Raw genomic sequence first — 19,833 nt, 5'->3', positions numbered from 1 at the left:
GGTGTGTCCCGGCCCGTACCCCGTCCGCCCGACGTGAGGGACGGACGGGGTCCGGGGTACGGCCCGGGGCGGCGGCTCACACCTTGCGGTAGGCGTACGCCTCCGAAGCCGCGGCCACCACCGCGTCCAGATCGCCCCCGGCGCTGGCCGTCACCAGCGCCGCCACCGCGCCCTCCACGAACGGAGCGTCCACCAGGCGCGAGCCCTCCGGCAGCTCGTCGCCCTCCGCGAGCAGCGCCTTCACCGTGAGCACAGCGCTGCCGAGATCGACCAGAAGCGCCACCCCGGCGCCTCCATCCGCGCTCTTGGCCGCCTCGGCGATCAGCTCCGCGCTGGTGCCCAGACCGCCGTCCGGCAGTCCGCCCGCCGCCACGACCGGCGCCGTGTCCCCGCCGCCGGCCAGCCCCCGGGCCAGCTCGGCGACCGAGGCGGCGACCGCCGCGCTGTGCGAGACCAGCACGATCCCGACCCGGCCCGCGGACCCGCCGCCGCTCGCCGTGGCGCCCATGCCATCCGTACCGCCCGTACTGCTCATGTCATCCGTGCCGCTCATGCCGCCACCTCCGCGAGCGCGGCGATCAGCAGCGCCGACGAGGTCGCGCCGGGGTCCTGGTGCCCGCGCGACCGCTCGCCCAGGTAGCTGGCCCGGCCCTTGCGCGCGAGCAGGGGTACGGTCGCCAGCGCGCCGGCCTCCGCCGCCTCCCGGGCTGCCGCGAACGACGTCCGAAGGGCCTCGGCGGCGGGCGTCAGCGCGTCCAGCATCGTCTTGTCGCCGACCTGGGCCCCGCCGAGCTGCGCCACCGCCGCGACCCCGGCCGTCAGTGCCTCGGCGAGCGTGGTCCGCGACACCGCGGGGGCCTCGCCCAGCGCCTTGCCGGTGCGCCGCAGCAGCGTCCCGTACAGCGGACCGGACGCGCCGCCCACCGTCGAGATCAGCTGCCGCCCGGCGGTGGCGAGCACCGCGCCGGGCGTGGCGGGCGGCTCCTTCTCCAGGGCCGCGCCGACCGCCGCGAAGCCCCGCTTGAGGTTGGCGCCGTGATCGGCGTCGCCGATCGCCGAGTCCAGCTCGGTCAGCCGGTCCGCCTCCCGGTCCATGGCGACCGCCGCCGCCGTCAGCCAGGCGCGGAAGAACTCCGCGCCGTACTCCGTCTGCGTCTCCGGTTCCCCGGCCATGTCCGCCGCCCTCTCCGTCGTCACGTCTGCCTCGTCCGTCCTGGTCGTACCGTCTTCGTTCCGTTCCGGCACGGCCCGCTCACCGTCCCCAGCGCAGCGCGGGCGTCCGCACCGGCGCGTCCCAGAGCCGCAGCGTCTCCTCGTCCGCCTCGCACAGCGTCACCGAGCAGCCCGCCATGTCCAGCGAGGTCACGTAGTTGCCGACCAGAGTGCGCGCGACCGGCACCCGGCGCTCGCCGAGCACGCGGTGGACCTCCGCGTTGAACCCGTACAGCTCCAGAAGCGGGGTCGCCCCCATCCCGTTCACCAGCGCGAGCACCGGCCCGCGCGGGCGAAGATCGTCCAGGACCGCGTCGACGGCGACATCCGCGATCTCTCCCGAGGTCATCATCGGCCGCCGCTCCCGGCCCGGTTCCCCGTGGATGCCGATGCCCAACTCCAGCTCGCCCGGCGGGAGATCGAAGGTCGGCGAGCCCTTCGCCGGGGTGGTGACCGCGCTCAGCGCCACCCCGAAGCTCCGCGAACGCTCGTTCACCCGGCGGGCGATCGCCTCGACGCGTTCGAGCGGGGCGCCCTCCTCGGCGGCGGCGCCCGCGATCTTCTCCACGAACAGCGTGGCACCGGTACCCCGGCGCCCGGCCGTGAACAGACTGTCGGTCACGGCCACGTCGTCGTCGACGAGAACCTTGGCGATCCGGATGCCCTCGTCCTCCGCGAGCTCCGCGGCCATGTCGAAGTTGAGCACGTCGCCGGTGTAGTTCTTGACCACGAACAGCACTCCGGCGCCACTGTCGACCGCGGCCGCCGCCCGTACCATCTGGTCCGGAACGGGACTCGTGAAAATCTCGCCGGCCGCTGCGGCGGCGAGCATTCCGGGACCCACGAACCCGGCGTGCAGCGGCTCGTGCCCCGACCCGCCGCCGGACACCAGTGCCACCTGACCGGCGACCGGTGCGTCGCGCCGCAGCACGACCCGCCTCTCCACGTCCACGGTCAGCTCGGGATGCGCGGCGGCCATCCCGCGCAGCGCGTCCGCGACCACGGTCTCCGGCACATTGATCAGCATCTTCAAGGTGTCTCCTCGTGCGGTGGGCAGGTGGGCAGGCGGTCCACGGCGCTCCGGGGCGGACTCCGTCGGCGCTGATGATGCCGAGCGGTCGCCGTGCCTGGCGCCGGGGTGGGCGGGCTGGACGGTCTCTCGTCGGCAGTATCGGCCTTGCGGCGGTGAAGGTCAGGTAAATCTGACAGATGTGCGGCTCGGATCGACGGGGGCGACGTGCCGGTGCGGCGACCACCGCGAGGGACGGCCCCGGATGATCGGGCTCTCTGCCGCCCCCGACCTCGCTACTTCGGCAGGGCCTTGGCGACCGTCTCCGCCATGACGCGGTAGCCGGCGTCGTCGGGGTGCAGGCCGTCGCCGGAGTCGTAGGCGGGGGCGAGGCGGTCGGGGTCGGTGGGGTCGGCGAGGGCCCGGTCGAGGTCGGCGTAGGCGTCGTACTCTCCCGAGTCGCGGATCCAGTCGTTGACCTCGTCACTGACCTTCGCGGAGTGCGGGCCCCAGTGGTCGCCTCCCTTGAAGGGGAGCAGGGTCGCGCCGACGGCCTTGAGGCCCTTGGCGTGCGCGGCGTCGATCAGTGCGCGGTAGCCGTCGATGAGTTCCCTGGCCGAGACGACGGGCGCGGGCTTGTACATGTACGGGGGGTGCTCGCCCTTGGAGGCCTCGCTGTAGCCGAGGTCGTTGAGGCCTTCGAGGATGACGACGGTGGAGACGCCCGGCTGGTCCAGGGCGTCGCGGGAGAAGCGGGCGGTGGAGCGCTCGCCGAACCAGGCCGAGTCGTTGAGGACGAGATTGCCGCCGATGCCCTCGTTGACGACGGGGCGCCCGGTGAGCTCGGTGAGGACGTCGGTGTAGCGGTGGTTGGCGTTGGGAGTCGAGGCGAAGCCGTCGGTGATGGAGTCCCCGAAGGCGACGATCCCGCTCTTGCCGTTGTTCTGCTTGCCGTTCGCGGGTCCGGTGGCGCCCGCGCGGTCCGCTGCGCCGACTTCGACGCCGGAAAGGTAGTACCAGGACTGGGTCTTGTCGGTGTAGGCGGCACCCGAGGCGTCGGCCCGGTGGTCGCCGTCCGCGCGGTAGGTGTCGGTCCACCCTTGAGAGTGGAAGGTCGCGGGGCCCGTGGTTCCCTCGAAGTAGAGGGTGATCGAGACGGATTCCAGGGGCTTGAGATCCAACGAGGCCGCGTCGCCGCGCAGTTCGCCGTGAGCCGGTATCGCGACCGAGTGCCGGCCGCCGAAGGTGAGCGGGCGGATGGAGTCCTTCTCGACGGCCGCGCCGTGCGTGGTGCGCGCGATCGTGGCGCCCGTGATCTTCAGCGGGGAAGTGCCGTAGGCGTTGGACAGCCGGATCCTGACCGCGTCGCCGCCGTCGGTGACGCGGACGACCTGGCGTACGGACTGGTGGGAGAAGCCCTCGCGTGACCAGTTGGGAGTGAAGCCCTCGCTGGGGAGCTGGGGGGAGGCGCCCCAGGCGGCGGACCAGTCGACGGGGCGGGCCTGGCTCGTATCGGCCGCGCCCGGATGGGCCGGTAATCCGACCGCGAGGGCTCCCGCGACGAGAGGGGCGACGACGAGGCGAAGGGTGGGGCGAGACTTCACGACCAACTCCTAATGGGGCTTGCGTTCCGTTAACTTGGGCGAGCGTAACAGGCCATCGCCAACTAATGGAACCCCGGAGCCATTTAGGGGTAAGTGAGGGCTGACGTGTCGCGGACGTCCTGGTCGTCGTCGGGCTCCCCGCGGTGGACATGCGAGAAGCCGACCCCCGTCCGGATGGACGGGGGTCGGCCTCTTGGTCGCACATGCGCATGGCGCGTGCGGGCTCTGCGCTGCCCGGCCCTGGGCTCGGCCTGATGTGGCCTTCCAGGGGCAGTCGCGAGAGCGGAGATGTCGTCAGGGGGTGGTCCGGGTGCCTCCATCCGGGCCGGCCGGGGCGGTGCCGGTTTCCGTGTCGTCGCGCAGGGCGCGGGTCTCGCTCTTGAGGATGCGCAGGGACTTGCCCAGGGATCTCGCGGTGTCCGGCAGCCTCTTCGAACCGAAGAGCGCGATGAACGCGATCACCACGAGCAGCAGATGCCACGGTTCCAGTGCGTTGCGGAGCATTCGGCCACTTCCTTCTCGTCCGCTCGGGCAGTGCGCCGCTCGCTCGTCTCCGAGCTGACGCTTGCTTTGTTGCGCAAGTGTATAAGCGGGTGGGGGTGTCATGGGGGGAGAGGGTCCGGCGGACGGAGTCGCCTCGGGGGTGCCCTGTTTCTTGGCGGGCCGTCGGCGCACGCCGGAAGGCCGGTCTTGGGGCTCGTGGCGTGGCGTGACCTGGGCGGGCATGGCGCGGAGGTTCGGTGCCGGAGGGCGCCGACGCGGGGTCCGGACGGAGGCTCAGCCGGGCAGGGCGATGAGCAGGATGAGCGTGGCCAGGACGAGGGCGGTTGCCACGGGGAGGCCCGCCATCCGGTGCCGCCGGTCGCCCACCGTGGCCAGTGCGAGGCAGCCGGACCAGACTCCGCCCGCGACGGTGGCAGCCCACATACCGCCGGTCGATCGCGCGACACCGAGCAGAACCGGCGCGAAGACGACCGTCGGCGTTATGACCGCGATCCTCGGGCTGATGTCCAGCACCTTGCAGACGACGGCCAGGACGGTCAGTCCAGCCGCGAAGGTGACGGGGATCGCGGCCCAGTCCCACCACGTCCAGCACAAGCCGTCGACCGCCGCGCAGCTCTGCTCGTGCCGGCGGTCCGTCGCGGCGAACAGGGAGCAGGCGGCCAAGGCCACCGACCCACCGGTGACGGCGGCACCGGCCGCTCGCAGGTTCACCGGCAGTGGTTCTGAGTGAGGGGTGTTCATGGCGGAACACTCACAGGTCCGGAGGTCGGGGGCCTGAGTCGATGTACTCAGATTCCGGAAGCCCGGTTGTCCCTTCGTCCCTTCGGCCGCTCACCTCAGGTGGTGAGGTATCGCTGAAGGGCCGGGCCGGTCAAGGCGATGACGGCAGCGTCTGCTGCGTTTCGCGCGGGAAGATGAGCCCGGTCCGCTTCCTCGCGGAGGGCCACCGGCATGTCCGTAGGGGTGACACTCGCTCCGAGGCGGTCCACCAGCTGGGCCAGGATGTCGAAAAATTGACCCGGTGGGAAGCGGCTGACGGCGACGCAGAAATCATTGACGTCCACGTCGACCTCGCGACCGTCGGCCGTCCGGAGCAGCACGCCGTTTCCGATCTCCTCGGCAGCGGCGGTGATGTACGGCGACAGGACTTCCCGGACAAGCTCCAGGTCAAGGGGCTCAGGTTCGCCGTTCCGGTAACGGAGTACGAACAATGTGCGGCTCATTCTTTGATCCTCGCCAAAGTGATTCCGAGGCGACGGGAGTGACGCCTTTGGTGCACCCCCCATCGCCCGCTGCTGGTAAGCGGAGGCTGCGGCGGACTTGCCCGTACTTTCCGCGATCCGGAACCCCGCCCGAAGCCGGGCGTGGCGGGACCCGTCGAGGACCGGCCCGCGGGCTCACGCCCCCCACGGACGGCGCCCGGTCGCGCGCGGCCCTCGGCGGGAGCTCGTAGCCTTGCCCCATGGCGGAAGCCACCTCCGGCGGCGGGCCGGACGAGAGCCATGGGAAGGGTGACTCCTCCGCGCGAAGCCCTTCCGGCGGCCGGGCGCCCACGGAACCCGCCGCCGAGGCCGGGGACGACGCCGGAGCCGGCCGGTTCCCGGTGTGGACCAAGGTCCTCGGCTGGTGTGGGGTCGCCGGGCTGATCTATCTGCTGATCTGCGCAGTGAGCATCATCAGCCGCGGCTTCGCGGGGCTGGGCAGCGACGCGGCGCACGCCATGTTCGCCTTCGCCGCCAACCCGTGGGTCGGGCTGAGCGTCGGCGTGCTCGGTACGGTCCTGATCCAGTCCTCGACCACGACGACAGCCATCGCCGTCACCGCCGTGGGCTCGGGCGCGCTGCCCATCCAAGGAGCGATTCCCATCATCCTGGGCGCGAACGTCGGCACCACCGTGACGACGAGCCTGGTCGCGCTGACCTTCGTCCGAAACCGCGCGGAGTTCCGCAGGGCGCTGGGTGCCTCGACCGTCCACGACTTCTACAACTGGCTCGCGCTGCTGATCTTCTTTCCCATCGAACTGATCTGGCATCCACTGCGACACCTCAGCGGGGCGCTGACCCACGCGCTGTACGGCACGGACTGGCTGCCGAATCCGTCGCACTTCAACTTCATCCGGGCGGCCACCAGGCCCGTGGAACACGGAGTGATCCACGCGACCACACACATCAGCAGCACACTCGGCCCGCTGTTCACCATCGTGATCGGCGCCGTGCTGATCCTGGTCGCCGTCCGCTACCTGGGAAAACTGCTCAAACTTCTCATGGTCGGCAGAGCCCGCGACATCCTGATCCGGGCCGTCGGCCGCAACGCCTACCTCGCCATGGCGTCGGGGATGGGAGTCACCGTCGTCACCCAGTCCTCGACCATCACCACATCCGTGCTGGTCCCCTTCGCGGGAACGGGCATCCTGACGCCGGCGCAGGTGTATCCCGTCGTCGTCGGCTCCAACCTCGGGACCACGTTCACGGTGGTCTTCGCGGCGTTCGCGGGCGTCGGGCCGGACGCGGAGATCGGCCTGCAGGCGGCCTTCGTCCACCTGGTCTACAACCTCTTCGCGATCGTCGTGATCTATGTGATTCCGTTCCTGCGCCCCGTGCCGCTGTTCTGTGCCGAGAACCTCGCCCATGTCGCCTCCGAGCACCGGTGGGTCCTCGCCGTCTACCTCGGCACCGTCTTCATCGCCCTGCCCGCCCTGGTCATCGTGCTGGTGGGCGTGGTCTGAGGAGCCCCACCGCGGCGGGCGGCGCGAGGTCAGAGGTGCCGGAGCGTGAATTCCGGACTGGCGAACACGCCGCCCTGCGGTTGGTTCCCCTCCTCGTCCCCTTCCCGGGCCAGGCGCGGAGCGAAGGGTTCCGAGTCGTCCACGGGCGTGTACCCCAGAGCCGTCGCGGCCTCCAGGTCCCAGAACCGGCGTTTGTTGGCGGAGACGGCGTAGACGGCCGCGAAGCCGATGTCCGGAGCGGTGAGAGCGGCCCGGACGAAGCCGAGACAGTCACGCGGGCTCAGCCAGGTGGCGAGATGGCGCGGCTCGCTCGGCACGTCCTCGAAGCTCCCGATGCGCAGACAGACCACGGACAGACCGAACTTGTCCGCGTACAGACGCCCCAGGGTCTCGACCGCCACCTTGCTCACCCCGTAGAGCCCGTCGGGCCGCGGCGGCATCTCGGGCGTGACCATCGTCGAGACCGGATAGAAGCCGGTGAGCCGGTTGCTGCTGGCGAGGACGACCCGCCTCACACCCTGCCGGCGGGCACCTTCCAGCACATGGTGGGTGCCCAGCACATTGCCTTCCAGCAGCTCCGGCAGCGGCGCTTCGTCCGGCACTCCGCCCAGGTGCACCACGGCGTCCGCGCCTTCCAGGGCGGCGGTCACCGCGTCGGGGTCGAGCAGGTCGAACCGCCGGACCTCCTCGACGGGCGACTGCGCGGTGAGGGCGACGCGGTCGGCGAGCACCAGGCGTTCCGCTTCTTCGCGCAGCCCGATCCGCATAGCCGATCCGATGCGTCCGGCCGCCCCGGTGATCATCACGGTCCCGAGATTCGTCTTCATGGCGGCAAGTGTGCCCCAGGTCACTGACAGCCGGCCCCTGCGTGATCCTCCCGACCGCGATATCCCCGCCCGCGATTCTCTCGCACGGGCTCTCGCCGATGCGAGGACACGGGGGGCATGGAGGGGGAGTGGAGTAGCGCGGGGGAAGCACACCAGGCAGCGGGCGATCATCGCGTGGCGGCGTCGGGCCGGTGGCGGGACCATGGGAGGGAGAAAGGCCGCGCGGTACTCGCGCGCGGCGAAGGGCACGAGGAGGCAGGCCATGACACGGCACCTCGAGTGGAAGGTCGGCCTGGACCTGGTCGAGGACGGCGGCAGGACCAAGGCGAAGGCCCGCCTGGACACCGGTACGTCGACCCTCACCGGGCACGGCTCCGCCCGGTGCAACCCGGCGGACGTGGATGTACCGGCGATCGGCGACGAGCTGGCAGCCGGGCGGGCCATGAAGGACCTGGCCGGTCAGCTCATGAGAGAGGCAGACCGGGGGATGGAGGCCGCGGGCGCCGGCACCGTGCCACGGCGCACCGGCCCGGGATACGGCTGGCCCGAGGCGGCCCAGTAGCCCCGAAGCCTACGAGTCGGTCGGCGGAAGCCTACGAGTCGGTCGGCGCGGGCGCGTCCTCGTACGTGAGCCGGTCCACGACCTCCACCACGCCGTCCACGTCCTCGCACAGCCGCAGGAAGATCGGCGCGAGGCTCTTGCGCGGCAGGACCCCGCTGAGGGTGACCCGGCCCTCCGTGACGTCGATGTGCAGGGAGGCGGGGGAGAGCCGGAGGATACGGGTGACCACGTCCTCCACGATCTCCTCCTGGATGGACCGGTCCCGCCGCAGGAACAGCTGGAGCAGATCGCTGCGGCTGAGCACCCCGATCAGCTGCCCCTGCGGGTCCACCACCGGCAGCCGCTTCACGCGGTGCCGTTCCATGACGCGGGCCGCCTCCACGGCCGTCCAGGACGGGCGGGCCACGACCACGGGGCTCGTCATCATCGCCTCGGCGCTGCTGGGACCGTCTTTGACGGTGTGCCGTCGCATGAGGTCCGCCTCGGAGACGACGCCGATGGGCCGGTTCGCCTCGTCGACCACGGGGACGGCGGTGATGCCGTATTCGTCGAGCAGCCGGGCGATCTCCTTGAACGGAGTCCCCCGCTGCACCGCGACCGCGGTCGGTGTCATGAGGTCGGCGACGTTGCGGTGCCTCATCTTCGATCCCGTCCCTTCTCGGATCCTTTGTCCATGATCCCTCACGGGCAGGGGTCCGCGGGACCGGGGCCGCACGGATCCGGCCAGGGAGGCCGGATCGCGGTCAGGAGCCCGGTGCGGTCTTTGAGGAACCCGGGGCTGTCGAACCCGGCGAACCCGGTGCGGTCGGTCTCAGGAGCCCGGCGCGCCGGGGGACGGGGAGGACGCCGGGGGCGGTGTGGCGCGGGGGGCGGTCGGCTCGGGCAGGTTGTAGACGTGCCGGGGCGTGACGATCCGGGTGATCGCCTGGCCGAAGAGGGTGCTGGGCTCGGTCTGGTTCACCTGGATGTCCGTGTTGAGCAGGACGACCAGGGTCGCCTGGTGCTCGGGCAGGTAGAGCGTCAGGGACTCGTACCCGGGCAGCGAGCCGTTGTGGCCGATCCAGCCCTGTACGTTGAAGATGCCGAGGCCGTACCCGGTGCCGGGGATCCCGGAGGGCGGGGTCTTCAGACGTTCCGCCTGGGTGTGCGTGCTCAGCAGGGTGCCGGTGGCGACCACCCGGGCCCAGGTGCGCAGGTCCGGGAGGTCGGAGATCATGGCCCCGGCCGCCCAGGCCCAGGACGGGTTCCAGTCGGTGGCGTCCTCGACCCGCCCCGAGGCGGTCTGGTCGGTGTAGCCGCGGGCGTGCGGCTGGGGGAACGCCGCGTCCGTCGGCAGAAAGGTGTGCCGCAGGCCGGCCCGTCCGATCACGTTCTTCGCCAGGAACTCGTTCAGCGGCATCCCGCCGGCCTTCTCGACCACGAGACCCAGCAGCACGGCGTTGGTGTTGCTGTACTCGAACTTCTGGCCGGGCTGGAAGTTCACCGGATGCCGGAAGGAGTAGGACAGCAACTCCTGTGGCGTGAACGGGCGTCGGGGATCGGTGGTGAAGGCCTTGAAGAAGGCGTTGTCGGCCGTGTAGTTGAACAGGCCGCTGCGCATGTCGGCGAGTCGGCGCAAAGTGATGCGGTCGCCATTGGGTACGCCGTCGACGTACTTCCCGATCGGGTCGTCGAGGCCGACCTTGCCCCTGTCCACCAGTTCGAGCAGGGCGGTCACCGTGAAGGTCTTGGTCTCGCTGCCGATGCGCATGTTGAGACCGGGGGTCATCGACCGGCCGCTCTGTTTGTCGGCGACACCGAAGGAACGGATGTACTCGCCCTTGCCGGGGGCCGACAGGGCCGCGATGACACCCGGGACATGCGCCTGCCGCATGACATGCTGTACGGCGCCGTCGAGTTGGCCGGTGACCGAGCGGTCGAGCGTGGCGAACGTGTCGCCCGCCGGCGGGGTCGGAGTCGGGTTCGGGGACGGCGGTTGCGGCGTCGCGAGAGCGGCGGAACCAGGCGGCGTGTACGGGCCGGTGGCCGGCGTCCCGTACGCCGGGTGCGCGAGGGCGGGCAGCGACAGCGCCCCCGCCAGAACCGCGCCGACGCAGAGCCTGCGCCGGCGCGCCGTCGTCGGATTCCTCACGGCAGTCCTCCTGCCTGACGAGGGCGAAGTGCTCTCCCAAGGCTAGGCCCGCACCCCTGGTCGCGCGCGGCGAGTCCGACGCCCCCTCGCCACCGCGCCCGACACCCCGTCCACCGCCCTCGGGTACGCGCCTGCGTACCCGTGCGCCAGGCCCGCCCCCGGATCCGCGCATCCTCGGCCCCGCGCCCCTTCAGGCTCGTGCACTTCCAGGCCCGCGGCCCCGAGGACGGAGGAGGACAGGGCCCGCGTTCACGCCAGGTCGAGCACCTCGCGCAGCGCCGCCACCGCGTGGTCGCGGTGCCGGTCCAGCCACTCGACCAGGGCCGCCGAGTCGCCCGCGGCGACCGCCGCGACGACCTCCCGGTGTTCGTCGACGGCGAGCGCGCGATGCGGATCCTCCGCGTAGTAGAGGGCGCGGTACGCGTCGGTCGCGTCCCACAGGGTGGCGATCAGGCGCACCAGGCGCGGCATGCCGGACGCCTCGATCAGGGCGAAGTGGAAACGCCGGTTGGCCCCGGCCATCGCGCAGACGTCGCCCGCGTCCGCCGCCCGTTCCACCTCCCGCTGGATCCGCTCCAGGGAGCCGGCGAGCGAGTCCGGCCGCCGGGCGAGGGCCGCGAGCACCGCCTCGGTCTCCAGGATCCGGCGGATCCGGTAGATCTCCTCCAGGTCCGCGAGCGACAACTCGGCGACGAAATACCCCCGGTGGACGTGGTGCACCACAAGTCCCTCCGCCTCCAGGGACTTCAGCGCCTCGCGCAGCGGAACCCGGCTGACGTCCAGCCGGGCCGCCAGCGCGTCCTGCCGGATCGGGTCGCCCGGCCGCAGTTCGCCGGTGGTGATGGCGCGCCGCAGCTCGGCGAGGACGAACTGCTGGGCGGTCGGCGGCCGTTTCCGCTCCACCGTGCTGCTCATCGGCTGTGCCCTTTCGCTCGCTGGCGTGGCGTTCATTCTCTTACGGGCCGCTCGCCGGGCCGCTCGCCGGACCGGTCTTCGGTACGGTCGCCGAGCTTCTCGCCGAGCCGCTCACCGGGGAGTCCGGCCCCCGCGAGCCCGGTCTCCGCCAGCCTTGTCTCCGCCAGCCTTGTCTCCGCGAGCCCGGCTCCCGCGAGTCCCGTCCCCGCGAGCCCGGCCCCCGCCAACTCGGCCAGGACCTCGGCGGTGTGCTCGCCCAGACGCGGGGGAGCGGAGTGGTAGACGGCCGGGGTGTCCCCGAAGGTGACGGGATGGGCGACCTGGCCCGGGCCCGCCTCCGTCTCGGCCAGACGGGCCCCGAGCCCGAGCCGGTCGGCGAACGCGAAGGCGCCGGCGAGGTCGTTGATCGGTCCGCACGGCACCCCGGCCGCCGTCAGTTCCTCGAACCAGGCGTCGGCGGTACGGCCGGCGAGCGGCCCGGCCAGCGCGGCGGTCAGCTCCTCCCGGTGCGCGACCCGGGCCGTGTTGGTGGCGAACCGGGGGTCGTCGGCGAGCCCGGGACTGCCGATCCGCGCGCACAGTGTGCGGAACTGCCGGTCGGTCCCGACAGCGAGGACCAGCGGCTGGTCGCTCGCCTCGAACACCTCGTACGGTGTGATGCTGGGGTGCCGGTTGCCCAGGGGGCGCGGGACGGTCCCCGTGGCGAGGTGGGCGGCGGCCTGATTGGTGAGCGCGGACAGCAGCGAGGTCAGCAGGGAGACCTCGATCCGCTGGCCCCGGCCGGTGCGTTCACGGTGCCGCAGCGCGGCGAGGACGCCGAGCCCGGCGAGCAGACCGGTGACGACGTCGACGAGCGCGACACCCGCCTTGGTGCCGGGGCCGCCGGGCTCGCCGGTCACGCTCATCAGCCCGCCCATGGCCTGCACCAGCAGGTCGTAGCCCGGCAGATGGGCGCCCCCGTCCGAACCGAAGCCGGTGACGGAGCAGTAGACGAGGCCCGGATTGGAGACCCGGACCCGCTCGTAGCCAAGGCCGAGCCGGTCCATGGTGCCGGGGCGGAAGTTCTCCACGAGGACGTCGGCGCGGTCGACGAGCGCGCGGGCGGCCGCCAGGCCCTCCGGATCGGTCAGATCGAGGGCGACGGACCGCTTGTTGCGGTTCACCCCGAGGAAGTAGGTGGCCTGCCCGTCCGCGAACGGCGGGCCCCAGGTCCGGGTGTCGTCGCCGGTGCCGGGGCGTTCGATCTTGACGACCTCGGCGCCGAGGTCGGCGAGCAGCATCGTCATGTACGGCCCGGCGAGGACCCGCCCGAAGTCCGCGACCACGAGGCCCGACAGGGCGCCCGGTGCGAGCGCGCCGGGCCCGGCCGGCTCCTGCCGCGCGGGCCGCTTCGACTGCCGGGGCTCTTCCGTCCGCTGAGGTTCCTCCGGCCGGGCCGGAGCGTCCGGCGGTGCCGGATCATTGGTCTGTGCCGGTTGTTCCGCGTGCACTTCCGCTCTCCCTCGTCGGCGATGGGTCGGCCATGCGTCGGTGATCGGTGATCGGATCCAAGCGGAACGTACGGGGAGAGGGCCGGATATTCAATACTGGATCCAATATCCGATCTGGCGCTAGGCTGCGGCTCGCCGAGTCGCCACAGCAGCACCGCAGCCAGGAGGCCGTTCGTGAAGTCGTCGCCGCAGTCGCCCCGTTCGTCGCAGTCCTCGCCCGTCCACCCGCTCGATCTGCTCGCGATCGACGGGCTGCTCACCGACGAGGAGCGGGAGATCCGCCGAACCGTACGGGCCTTCGGCGAGCGCGAGTTGCGCCCGCATGTCGCCGAGTGGTTCGAGAGCGGCTCGATCCCCGCCCGCGAACTCGCCCGTTCCCTCGGCGGACTCGGCGTCCTCGGCATGCACCTGGAGGGCTACGGCTGCGCGGGCACCGACTCCGTCGCGTACGGCCTGGCCTGCATGGAACTGGAGGCCGTCGACTCCGGACTGCGCTCGCTGGTCTCCGTCACCGGCTCGCTCGCCATGTACGCCATCTGGAAGTACGGCTCCGAGGAGCAGAAGCGGCACTGGCTGCCGGGCATGGCCGCCGGCGAGTACCTCGGCTGCTTCGGTCTGACCGAGCCCGACGCCGGTTCCGACCCGGGCGCCATGCGTACCCACGCCAAGCGCGACGGCGCGGACTGGGTGCTCAACGGCACCAAGATGTGGATCACCAACGGCTCCGTCGCCGATGTCGCCATCGTCTGGGCCCGCACCGAGGACGGCGTTCGCGGCTTCGTCGTGCCGACCGACGCGCCCGGTTTCAGCGCGCCCGAGATCAAGCGGAAGCTGTCCCTGCGCGCCAGCGTCACCAGCGAACTCGTCCTGGAGGACGTGCGGTTGCCCGCCGACGCGATGCTTCCGGAGGCCCGCGGCCTGTCCGGCCCGCTCGGCTGCCTCAACGAGGCCCGCTTCGGCATCGTCTTCGGCGCTCTCGGCGCCGCCCGCGACTGCCTGGAGACGGCGCTCTCGTACGCGGCCGACCGTACCGTCTTCGCCCGGCCGCTCTCCTCGTACCAGCTCACCCAGCAGAAGCTCGCCGACATGTCCCTGGAGCTGGGCAAGGGCATGCTGCTCGCCCTCCACCTCGGCCGGCTCAAGGACCAGGGCGTCCTCACGCCCGAACAGATCAGCGTCGGCAAGCTCAACAACGTCCGCGAGGCCATCGCCGTCGCGCGCGAGTGCCGCACCATCCTCGGCGCCAACGGCATCACCCTGGAGTACCCGGTGCTGCGCCACGCCAACAACCTGGAGTCCGTCCTCACCTACGAGGGGACGAGCGAGGTGCACGCCCTGGTCATCGGCAAGGCGCTCACCGGCGAGCAGGCCTTCCGCTGACGGGTACGGGACCGTACCGCGTACACCGCCGACCGCCGACCGCCGACCACGAGGCGCGGGCGGCGGTCGGCGGGCGCGAAGGGGGTTCTAACCGGCGAGGATCCGGTTCACGAAGGCGTCGAGATTGCCCGTCATCCGGGCCACCCGCTCCTCCAGCGACAGCGACTCCTCGTGGCGGCCGGCCCGCAGCTTGGGCTGGCGCACACCGCGCACGTACAGAGGGCACGCGAGATCGGCGCAGAGATACTGGCCGATCGTGTTGCCCTCGCGGCCCCGGGGGCCCGCCAGCGGGGCCGCGAGCAACGTCACGCCCGAGGCGGCGTGCGAGGTCAGGCAGATCTGGCACATGCTGGACTTCGTCACGCTGGTCCGGCCGGTGGCCGGAACCCGCAGCGTGACGCCGACCGGGCCGTCGGGACGGGGAACGACGAGATGGGCGCGCAGCGGCGCGCCCGGATCGACCCAGCCGAGGAAGTCCAGCTTGGGCCACGGCAGCTCGGCGAAGTCGAGCGGCAGTCTCATCCGGGCCGCGTCACCCTTCGTGCAGTTCACAAAAGACGAGCGGATCTCTTTGTCGGTCAGTGCGTCCACCCGGCCGACCGTACACACTGCGCCGCCGCCCGGGCCATTCGTTTCTTGGCCCGCGCCGGTGACGGCGGTGCGGGGCTGGGGCCCGGGGTACGGGGGCCGCCGGGCCACGGGTACGGGTCAGCCGGCGTCCTCGGCGGCGGGCGCCTTCCCCGTGACTCCTCCCGGGGCCGGGGCCGGGGCCGGGGCCGGGGCCGGGGCCAGGGTGCCGGGCGAGCCGTAGGACGGCGGAGGCGGCGTCTCACCGGTGGGGGTCGCCGGTGCCGTCGGCGCGGTCGGCGCGGTCGTTGTGGGCTTGGGTGCCGGGCCGGTCGGCGAGGTGCCCGGCGGGGTCGGCTGAGTGGGGGTCCCTGGCGCGGTCGGCGAGGCGGGGGACGCGGGCGAGGTGGGGGCCGTCGGCGAGGGCGAAGGCGACGGGGCCGTGGTGGGCCGGTCGCGTCCGCCCGTATCGCCCGGCGGACGGGCGATCCAGCCGGCCGACCGCTCGTCGTGGAGCACGAAGACCTCGATCGGCTTGGCCGCCGGCCGCACTACGACGACGTTGCTCGCCCGGTAGCCGGGCCAGGGCGTGCCCACCTGCTTCGGCGACTTCTGCGCCACCGGCGGAGTCAGCGGATTGCCGCAGGCACAGCGGACCCGGGGAACGCCCCGGTCGTCGACGAGCACCGCCGTACCCGCCTGGAGTACCGCCTGGAAGGCCACCGGACGGCCGTCGCGGTAGCCGTGGTTGGTCACCCGGGTGTCCACCCGCAGCTGGACCGGTGTCAGGGACCGCAGATAGTCCGGGACCTCCCCGGCCGTACGCCCGAGGACCGAGGCGAACGCGGCGGTCTTGGCCGGTTCCTCGGTGAGGTAGTTGATCTGGCGCTCGACGTCACAGCTGGCGATGTGGCGGGTGCCCCCGTAGAGCCCGGGCGTCGACCCCTGCACGCTGCGCGCCGCGTAGGCGGTGGTCCCGGTGGGGCTGGGGAGCGCCGGAGGAGACTCCGCCGTGCCCTGGGTGTGGGCCGTGGAACGGGTGAAGGGGTCGGGGCCGGTCGAGGAGGTGCTCTGCAGGAACACCTCGCCGCCACCCGGCGCCGCCTGGTTCGATCCGCCCCCGCCACCCCCGCCGCGCTGGGTGAGGACGACGACGAGCGCGACCACCGCCACCAGGACCGCGGCCAGCGAGGCGACCTTGGGTACGGAACGCCACCACGGGCCCCCGCCTCCGCCGCCTCCGCTTCCCGTGCCTCCTCCACCGCTCGCGGCGCCCCCGCCCGTACCGCCGCCGTCACCCCTGCCGCCGCGGCCCGCGCCTCCGCCCGTACCGTCGTCGGACGGCGGCCCGGAGGCCGGCGGGGGAGCGGCCGGACCGGGCCGCGCGCCACGGTCCGAGAGCGGCCCCGACGGCGGCCCCGTGGGAGGCACCGAGGGGCGGTCGGACGGCAGGTGCGACGTCACATCGATTCCCTTTCTTCCGTTCCGCGCTCATTGTGTGCGCCGCCCGGACGCCGCCCGCAAGCGGACCGCGTCCGCCCGTATTAGCGTGACCGGCGTGAGCCCACCGCTCCCCGCCCCCGCCGTACCGCCCGCCCCCGCCGACCCGTCCGGGCGTCTCGTCCACGGCCTGACGGCCGCCCTCGGCGCGGTCGTCACCGGCTTCGTCGCCATGGGCGTCACCGCCGCCCTCGGCCTGTGGGCGGCCGGCGCCACCGGACTGCCCGGCGGCACAGACGCCTTCACCGCCGTCGTCGCCGCGGCCGTCGTGATGGCCGCGGGCGGCCAGGTCGCCCTCGCCGGCGACGCGAGCAGCCTGGCCGGCGCCCGGGGAGAACTCACCGCCATGCCGCTCACCGTCACCCTGGTGGGCGCGCTCGTCACCGGCGCCCTGTTCCTGCGCCCGCTGCGCCACCACGCCGTCGCCCGCGCCCGCGACCTGCTCGCCCTGGCCGTCCCCACCGTCGTGTTCTGGCTGGCCGCGCTCGCCGGCCTGGCCACCCTGGCCCGCCACGACTTCCCGCTCACGTTCGGCGCCGGCGAGAAGCCCGCCGGCGACCTGGGCGAGCTGGTACGGCAGCTCCTCGCCGCGGCCCGCCCCGCCATCGGCTTCAGCACCGACCTCGGCCCCACGCTCTGGTACGGCCTGCTGTGGATCCTCGGCGTCCTCGTCGTCGCCGTGCTGGTCTCCCGTCGCACCCCGCTCCCGCCCCGCTTCATCCGCCACCACCGGGCCGTCCGCCCCGCCGCGTCCGCGGTCCTGCTGCTGTTCCTCGGATACGTGGCCGCCGGCCTGGTCGTCGGGCTCGTCGTCGCCGCCACCAGAGGGCACCCCGCCGAGACCCTCGCCGTACTGCTCCTCGGACTGCCGAACGTCTGCTGGCTCGCCCTCGGCGTCGGCATCGGCGGCTCCTGGGAGGGCCGGGCCGAGGGACCGTTCGGGCTGCCCATGCCGCAGCTCCTCGACCGTGTCCTGCGCGGCGGCGACGGCGGAAGGGAGCTGTCGACCGTCGATCTGTCCACCCTCGCCTCCCACGACGGGCGGGCCTGGTGGCTGCTGCCGATCGCCGCCGTGCTCGTGCTCGGCGCGGCCTTCGTCATGGCCGCCCGCTCACCGGCCGGCGTCCGCCCCGGGCGGCACGCCCTGCACCTGGGGGTCGCCTTCGCCGTCGCGATGCTGGTGATCGCCCCGCTGACCCTGGTCGAGGCCCGCTTCGGCCTGTCGGTCATCGGCATCGGCGACCTCGCGGCGCTCGGCGCCGTGGTGCTGCTCCGCCCGCACATCTGGGGCCTGGTCGGTCTCGCCCTGCTCTGGGGTCTCGTCGCCGGATTCCTCGGCGGGCTCCTCGCGGCCCCGCTCCGCCGGCGCGCCGGGACCGGGATGCCCTGACTCGCCGGACCGCACCCGGGCCCGAGAGGGCGGCGGAGATCGCGGCGCGACGTCGGGGGTGGTGCGGCGCCGGTACGCTGCTCACAGCTCCCGGAACACCGGCCGCGCCCAGCCGGGCGGCTCAGGCGGCGGGCCCGGCGCCCCGCCCGCACCGGCCCCCGCGGAGATGCGCGCACCCGCCCCCGGTGTCCCGCCCTCCAGCGCGGCCCGCAGCTCCGAGGCGAACTCCAGGCACGTCCCGTACCGCTCCTCGGGCGCCTTGGCCAGCGCTTTCGCCAGCACCGCGTCCACGGCCTCGGGCAGCTCTTCGCGCTCGGCCGACAGCGCGGGCGGCGGATCGTACTGGTGCGCCCACAGCAGCGCCATGTCGTCGTCCCGGCGGAACGGCGGCGCCCCCGCCAGCGTCTCGAAGACCACGCACGCCAGGCTGTACACATCGCAGCGGCCGTCCACCGGCCTGCCGGAGATCTGCTCCGGCGCCACGTAGTCCAGCGTTCCGACGAACTGCCCGACCGTCGTGAACCCGGTCAGCGACAGGGACTTCTTCGTCAGGCCGAAATCGGTCAGGTAGACGTGCTCCGGATGGTCCCGGTCGGTGCCCTCCGCCACCAGGATGTTGCCGGGCTTCACATCCCGGTGCACCAGATCGTGGGCGTGCGCCGCGTCCAGGGCGGAGGCCACCTGCACCGCGATCCGCCCTGCGGCCACCGGCTCCAGGGCGCCCCGCCGGTCGAGCAGCGCCCGCAGGTCGAGCCCGGGGACGTACCGCATCGCGATGTACAGCACCCCCTCCGTCTCACCCGCCTCGAAGACGGGCACGATGTGCGGATGGTCGATCGCCGCCGCCACCCGCGACTCGTGCGCGAACCGCCGTCGGAAGGTGTCGTTGCGGGCCAGCTCGGGCGCCAGCAGCTTCAGCGCCACGGTCCGGTCCAGACGCAGATCGCGCGCCCGGTAGACCACGGCCATGCCGCCGCGCCCGATCTCCGCCTCCACGCGGTAGCCGGCGATCCGCCGGCCGATCAGCTCCGACTCCCGCCCGGCGGGCAGCTCCGGCCCGGTGCCGCTCATCCGCCCTCACCCTGATCGCCGGGCCGGCCGGGCGAGGGCTCGCGCACCACGCGTGTCGGTTCGTGTACGGGGTCGGCGGCGCGGCCCGGGGCGGGGCCGGGGTCCGGTGCGCGTACGGTGACGGTCCCGCCGGGCGGCCCGGGCTCCGTCCCCGCTGCCGGTTCCTGTTCCGTCTCCGGCTCGGGCTCCGCGTCCCGCCCCTCCCCCTCCTCCTCGGGCGCCGATGCCGTCGAGGGCGGTGCCGAGGCCGCGTACGTACCGAGCGCCCTGCCGTCGCAGTACACCCACCGCTCGTGCTCCGCGTCGTACAGCCACAGCGACTCCCCGTCGACGACCATCCCCACCCGCAGCCCCCGGGTGCGCCGCCGGAAGGTCTCGCCGTCCGACCGCCCCGCCGCCAGTCCCTCCGCCGCCCGCCGGTAGCGGGTCAGGGCGTTTGCCGCCCGTCCGATCAGCGGGCGCGGATCGGCCGTCCGGGTGAGGGGGCCGCTCGCGGCGGGCGGATCGGCCGGTACGGAGACGAGGAGCCGGGCGTCGACCCAGGTCGACCAGCCGTTCGAGCACAGCACCCGGCCCCAGTCGCCGGCCCGGTCGATCAGCCGCACCGGCAGGAACGCGTCCAGCGGCTCCGCCGGCAGCGCCGGATCGGGAGCCTCCCAGGTGGGCAGTCCGTCGCGCGGGACCACATGGGTGGGCCGGAAGGCGGTCTCGTCCGCACCGTTCCCCTCGCCGATCCGCGTCGTCGCGGACTCTGGCGGGTACCCCGGGACGAGCCGGGTCGGCTCGCCGTCGGCGGCGGGCCCGGGGGCCGCGCCTCCGGGTGCGGTGGACCCGGCTTCTGTTGTCGTACGCGTGGCATCGTCGGCGCCCGGACCGCCCGGACCGCCCGGACCGCCCGGACCGCCCGGACCGCCCGGACCGCCCGGACCGCCCGGACCGCCCGGAC

20 protein-coding genes are annotated in these 19,833 nt (G+C 73.1%); 4 read left to right on the top strand and 16 right to left on the bottom strand.

What is annotated here, in order from left to right; translation table 11 throughout:
• Positions 1-76: 76 nt before the first annotated feature.
• From ACGFRB_RS03990 to ACGFRB_RS03960, 7 genes are all read right to left on the bottom strand, one after another.
• The gene (locus ACGFRB_RS03990; RefSeq protein ID WP_393239439.1) at positions 77-508 is read right to left on the bottom strand and encodes a PTS-dependent dihydroxyacetone kinase phosphotransferase subunit DhaM; all 432 of its coding nucleotides are present in this window, start codon (positions 506-508) and stop codon (positions 77-79) included.
• A gap of 41 nt (positions 509-549) precedes the next feature.
• Positions 550-1,173 (bottom strand): dihydroxyacetone kinase subunit DhaL, encoded by a 624-nt coding sequence (gene dhaL / locus ACGFRB_RS03985; RefSeq protein WP_393239436.1) that lies wholly within the window; start codon positions 1,171-1,173, stop codon positions 550-552.
• A 79-nt stretch (positions 1,174-1,252) separates the two neighbouring features.
• Positions 1,253-2,245 carry a dihydroxyacetone kinase subunit DhaK gene (gene dhaK, locus ACGFRB_RS03980; RefSeq protein WP_393238644.1) on the bottom strand — a complete coding sequence of 331 codons (993 nt, stop codon included), beginning with the start codon at positions 2,243-2,245 and terminating at the stop codon, positions 1,253-1,255.
• Positions 2,246-2,517: 272 nt separating this feature from the next.
• On the bottom strand, positions 2,518-3,825 hold the full coding sequence (locus ACGFRB_RS03975; protein WP_393238641.1) for an SGNH/GDSL hydrolase family protein: 1,308 nt from the start codon (positions 3,823-3,825) through the stop codon (positions 2,518-2,520).
• Between the two features lie 294 nt (positions 3,826-4,119).
• Positions 4,120-4,329: a Sec-independent protein translocase subunit TatA gene (tatA, locus tag ACGFRB_RS03970; protein WP_393238638.1), complete on the bottom strand. Its 210-nt coding sequence runs from the start codon at positions 4,327-4,329 to the stop codon at positions 4,120-4,122.
• 273 nt (positions 4,330-4,602) lie between these two features.
• Positions 4,603-5,070 (bottom strand): hypothetical protein, encoded by a 468-nt coding sequence (locus tag ACGFRB_RS03965; RefSeq protein WP_393238635.1) that lies wholly within the window; start codon positions 5,068-5,070, stop codon positions 4,603-4,605.
• A 95-nt stretch (positions 5,071-5,165) separates the two neighbouring features.
• Complete coding sequence (locus ACGFRB_RS03960) at positions 5,166-5,552, bottom strand: hypothetical protein (protein ID WP_393238632.1); 387 nt, start codon at positions 5,550-5,552, stop codon at positions 5,166-5,168.
• Positions 5,553-5,791: 239 nt separating this feature from the next.
• On the opposite strand from ACGFRB_RS03960, the gene ACGFRB_RS03955 reads away from it, so the two are divergent.
• Positions 5,792-7,054, top strand: a complete 1,263-nt coding sequence (locus tag ACGFRB_RS03955) for a Na/Pi symporter (protein ID WP_393238629.1) — start codon at positions 5,792-5,794, stop codon at positions 7,052-7,054.
• A 29-nt stretch (positions 7,055-7,083) separates the two neighbouring features.
• Here the strand turns inward: ACGFRB_RS03955 and ACGFRB_RS03950 are convergent, their stop codons facing one another.
• Complete coding sequence (locus tag ACGFRB_RS03950; RefSeq protein ID WP_393238626.1) at positions 7,084-7,881, bottom strand: NAD-dependent epimerase/dehydratase family protein; 798 nt, start codon at positions 7,879-7,881, stop codon at positions 7,084-7,086.
• Between the two features lie 262 nt (positions 7,882-8,143).
• Here ACGFRB_RS03950 and ACGFRB_RS03945 point away from each other — a divergent pair, with 262 nt between their 5' ends.
• Positions 8,144-8,443 carry a DUF1876 domain-containing protein gene (locus ACGFRB_RS03945; RefSeq protein WP_393238623.1) on the top strand — a complete coding sequence of 100 codons (300 nt, stop codon included), beginning with the start codon at positions 8,144-8,146 and terminating at the stop codon, positions 8,441-8,443.
• Between the two features lie 31 nt (positions 8,444-8,474).
• Here the strand turns inward: ACGFRB_RS03945 and ACGFRB_RS03940 are convergent, their stop codons facing one another.
• The 4 genes from ACGFRB_RS03940 to ACGFRB_RS03925 all read right to left on the bottom strand — a co-directional run bounded on the left by ACGFRB_RS03940 (position 8,475) and on the right by ACGFRB_RS03925 (position 12,826).
• Positions 8,475-9,083: a CBS domain-containing protein gene (locus ACGFRB_RS03940; RefSeq protein ID WP_361233197.1), complete on the bottom strand. Its 609-nt coding sequence runs from the start codon at positions 9,081-9,083 to the stop codon at positions 8,475-8,477.
• 171 nt (positions 9,084-9,254) lie between these two features.
• On the bottom strand, positions 9,255-10,574 hold the full coding sequence (locus ACGFRB_RS03935; protein WP_393238619.1) for a serine hydrolase domain-containing protein: 1,320 nt from the start codon (positions 10,572-10,574) through the stop codon (positions 9,255-9,257).
• A gap of 249 nt (positions 10,575-10,823) precedes the next feature.
• The gene (locus ACGFRB_RS03930) at positions 10,824-11,489 is read right to left on the bottom strand and encodes a GntR family transcriptional regulator (RefSeq protein ID WP_363007999.1); all 666 of its coding nucleotides are present in this window, start codon (positions 11,487-11,489) and stop codon (positions 10,824-10,826) included.
• A 32-nt stretch (positions 11,490-11,521) separates the two neighbouring features.
• Positions 11,522-12,826: a CaiB/BaiF CoA transferase family protein gene (locus ACGFRB_RS03925; protein WP_393239433.1), complete on the bottom strand. Its 1,305-nt coding sequence runs from the start codon at positions 12,824-12,826 to the stop codon at positions 11,522-11,524.
• Between the two features lie 327 nt (positions 12,827-13,153).
• Between ACGFRB_RS03925 and ACGFRB_RS03920 the strand changes: the two genes are divergently transcribed.
• Positions 13,154-14,359, top strand: a complete 1,206-nt coding sequence (locus ACGFRB_RS03920; RefSeq protein ID WP_393238614.1) for an acyl-CoA dehydrogenase family protein — start codon at positions 13,154-13,156, stop codon at positions 14,357-14,359.
• 87 nt (positions 14,360-14,446) lie between these two features.
• On the opposite strand, the gene ACGFRB_RS03915 is transcribed toward ACGFRB_RS03920, so the two are convergent.
• The gene (locus tag ACGFRB_RS03915) at positions 14,447-14,950 is read right to left on the bottom strand and encodes an FBP domain-containing protein (RefSeq protein WP_363008003.1); all 504 of its coding nucleotides are present in this window, start codon (positions 14,948-14,950) and stop codon (positions 14,447-14,449) included.
• A gap of 117 nt (positions 14,951-15,067) precedes the next feature.
• On the bottom strand, positions 15,068-16,099 hold the full coding sequence (locus ACGFRB_RS03910; protein WP_393238611.1) for a DUF6777 domain-containing protein: 1,032 nt from the start codon (positions 16,097-16,099) through the stop codon (positions 15,068-15,070).
• Positions 16,100-16,475: 376 nt separating this feature from the next.
• Here ACGFRB_RS03910 and ACGFRB_RS03905 point away from each other — a divergent pair, with 376 nt between their 5' ends.
• On the top strand, positions 16,476-17,816 hold the full coding sequence (locus ACGFRB_RS03905; RefSeq protein WP_393239430.1) for a streptophobe family protein: 1,341 nt from the start codon (positions 16,476-16,478) through the stop codon (positions 17,814-17,816).
• Between the two features lie 81 nt (positions 17,817-17,897).
• Here the strand turns inward: ACGFRB_RS03905 and ACGFRB_RS03900 are convergent, their stop codons facing one another.
• Both ACGFRB_RS03900 and ACGFRB_RS03895 read right to left on the bottom strand, forming a co-directional pair.
• Complete coding sequence (locus tag ACGFRB_RS03900) at positions 17,898-18,887, bottom strand: serine/threonine-protein kinase (RefSeq protein WP_393238608.1); 990 nt, start codon at positions 18,885-18,887, stop codon at positions 17,898-17,900.
• Positions 18,884-19,621 carry a hypothetical protein gene (locus ACGFRB_RS03895; RefSeq protein ID WP_393239427.1) on the bottom strand — a complete coding sequence of 246 codons (738 nt, stop codon included), beginning with the start codon at positions 19,619-19,621 and terminating at the stop codon, positions 18,884-18,886. The genes ACGFRB_RS03900 and ACGFRB_RS03895 overlap by 4 nt, the downstream gene beginning before the upstream one ends.
• Between the last annotated feature and the right edge of the window lie 212 nt (positions 19,622-19,833).

Origin of the sequence: Streptomyces sp. NPDC048718 (assembly GCF_043198875.1) — a bacterium.
Classification (GTDB): Bacteria; Actinomycetota; Actinomycetes; order Streptomycetales; family Streptomycetaceae; genus Streptomyces.
Note: the sequence above shows the minus strand (reverse complement) of the source record. Positions and strands in the feature narration are given on the sequence as shown.

Excerpts from the sequence above, each read along its gene's own strand:
- ACGFRB_RS03990 (WP_393239439.1), bottom strand. The coding sequence starts at position 508 with ATGGGCGCCACGGCGAGCGGCGGCGGGTCCGCGGGCCGGGTCGGGATC.
- dhaL (WP_393239436.1), bottom strand. The coding sequence starts at position 1,173 with ATGGCCGGGGAACCGGAGACGCAGACGGAGTACGGCGCGGAGTTCTTC.
- tatA (WP_393238638.1), bottom strand. The coding sequence starts at position 4,329 with ATGCTCCGCAACGCACTGGAACCGTGGCATCTGCTGCTCGTGGTGATC.
- ACGFRB_RS03965 (WP_393238635.1), bottom strand. The coding sequence starts at position 5,070 with ATGAACACCCCTCACTCAGAACCACTGCCGGTGAACCTGCGAGCGGCC.
- ACGFRB_RS03960 (WP_393238632.1), bottom strand. The coding sequence starts at position 5,552 with ATGAGCCGCACATTGTTCGTACTCCGTTACCGGAACGGCGAACCTGAG.
- ACGFRB_RS03955 (WP_393238629.1), top strand. The coding sequence starts at position 5,792 with ATGGCGGAAGCCACCTCCGGCGGCGGGCCGGACGAGAGCCATGGGAAG.
- ACGFRB_RS03950 (WP_393238626.1), bottom strand. The coding sequence starts at position 7,881 with ATGAAGACGAATCTCGGGACCGTGATGATCACCGGGGCGGCCGGACGC.
- ACGFRB_RS03945 (WP_393238623.1), top strand. The coding sequence starts at position 8,144 with ATGACACGGCACCTCGAGTGGAAGGTCGGCCTGGACCTGGTCGAGGAC.
- ACGFRB_RS03940 (WP_361233197.1), bottom strand. The coding sequence starts at position 9,083 with ATGAGGCACCGCAACGTCGCCGACCTCATGACACCGACCGCGGTCGCG.
- ACGFRB_RS03930 (WP_363007999.1), bottom strand. The coding sequence starts at position 11,489 with ATGAGCAGCACGGTGGAGCGGAAACGGCCGCCGACCGCCCAGCAGTTC.
- ACGFRB_RS03900 (WP_393238608.1), bottom strand. The coding sequence starts at position 18,887 with ATGAGCGGCACCGGGCCGGAGCTGCCCGCCGGGCGGGAGTCGGAGCTG.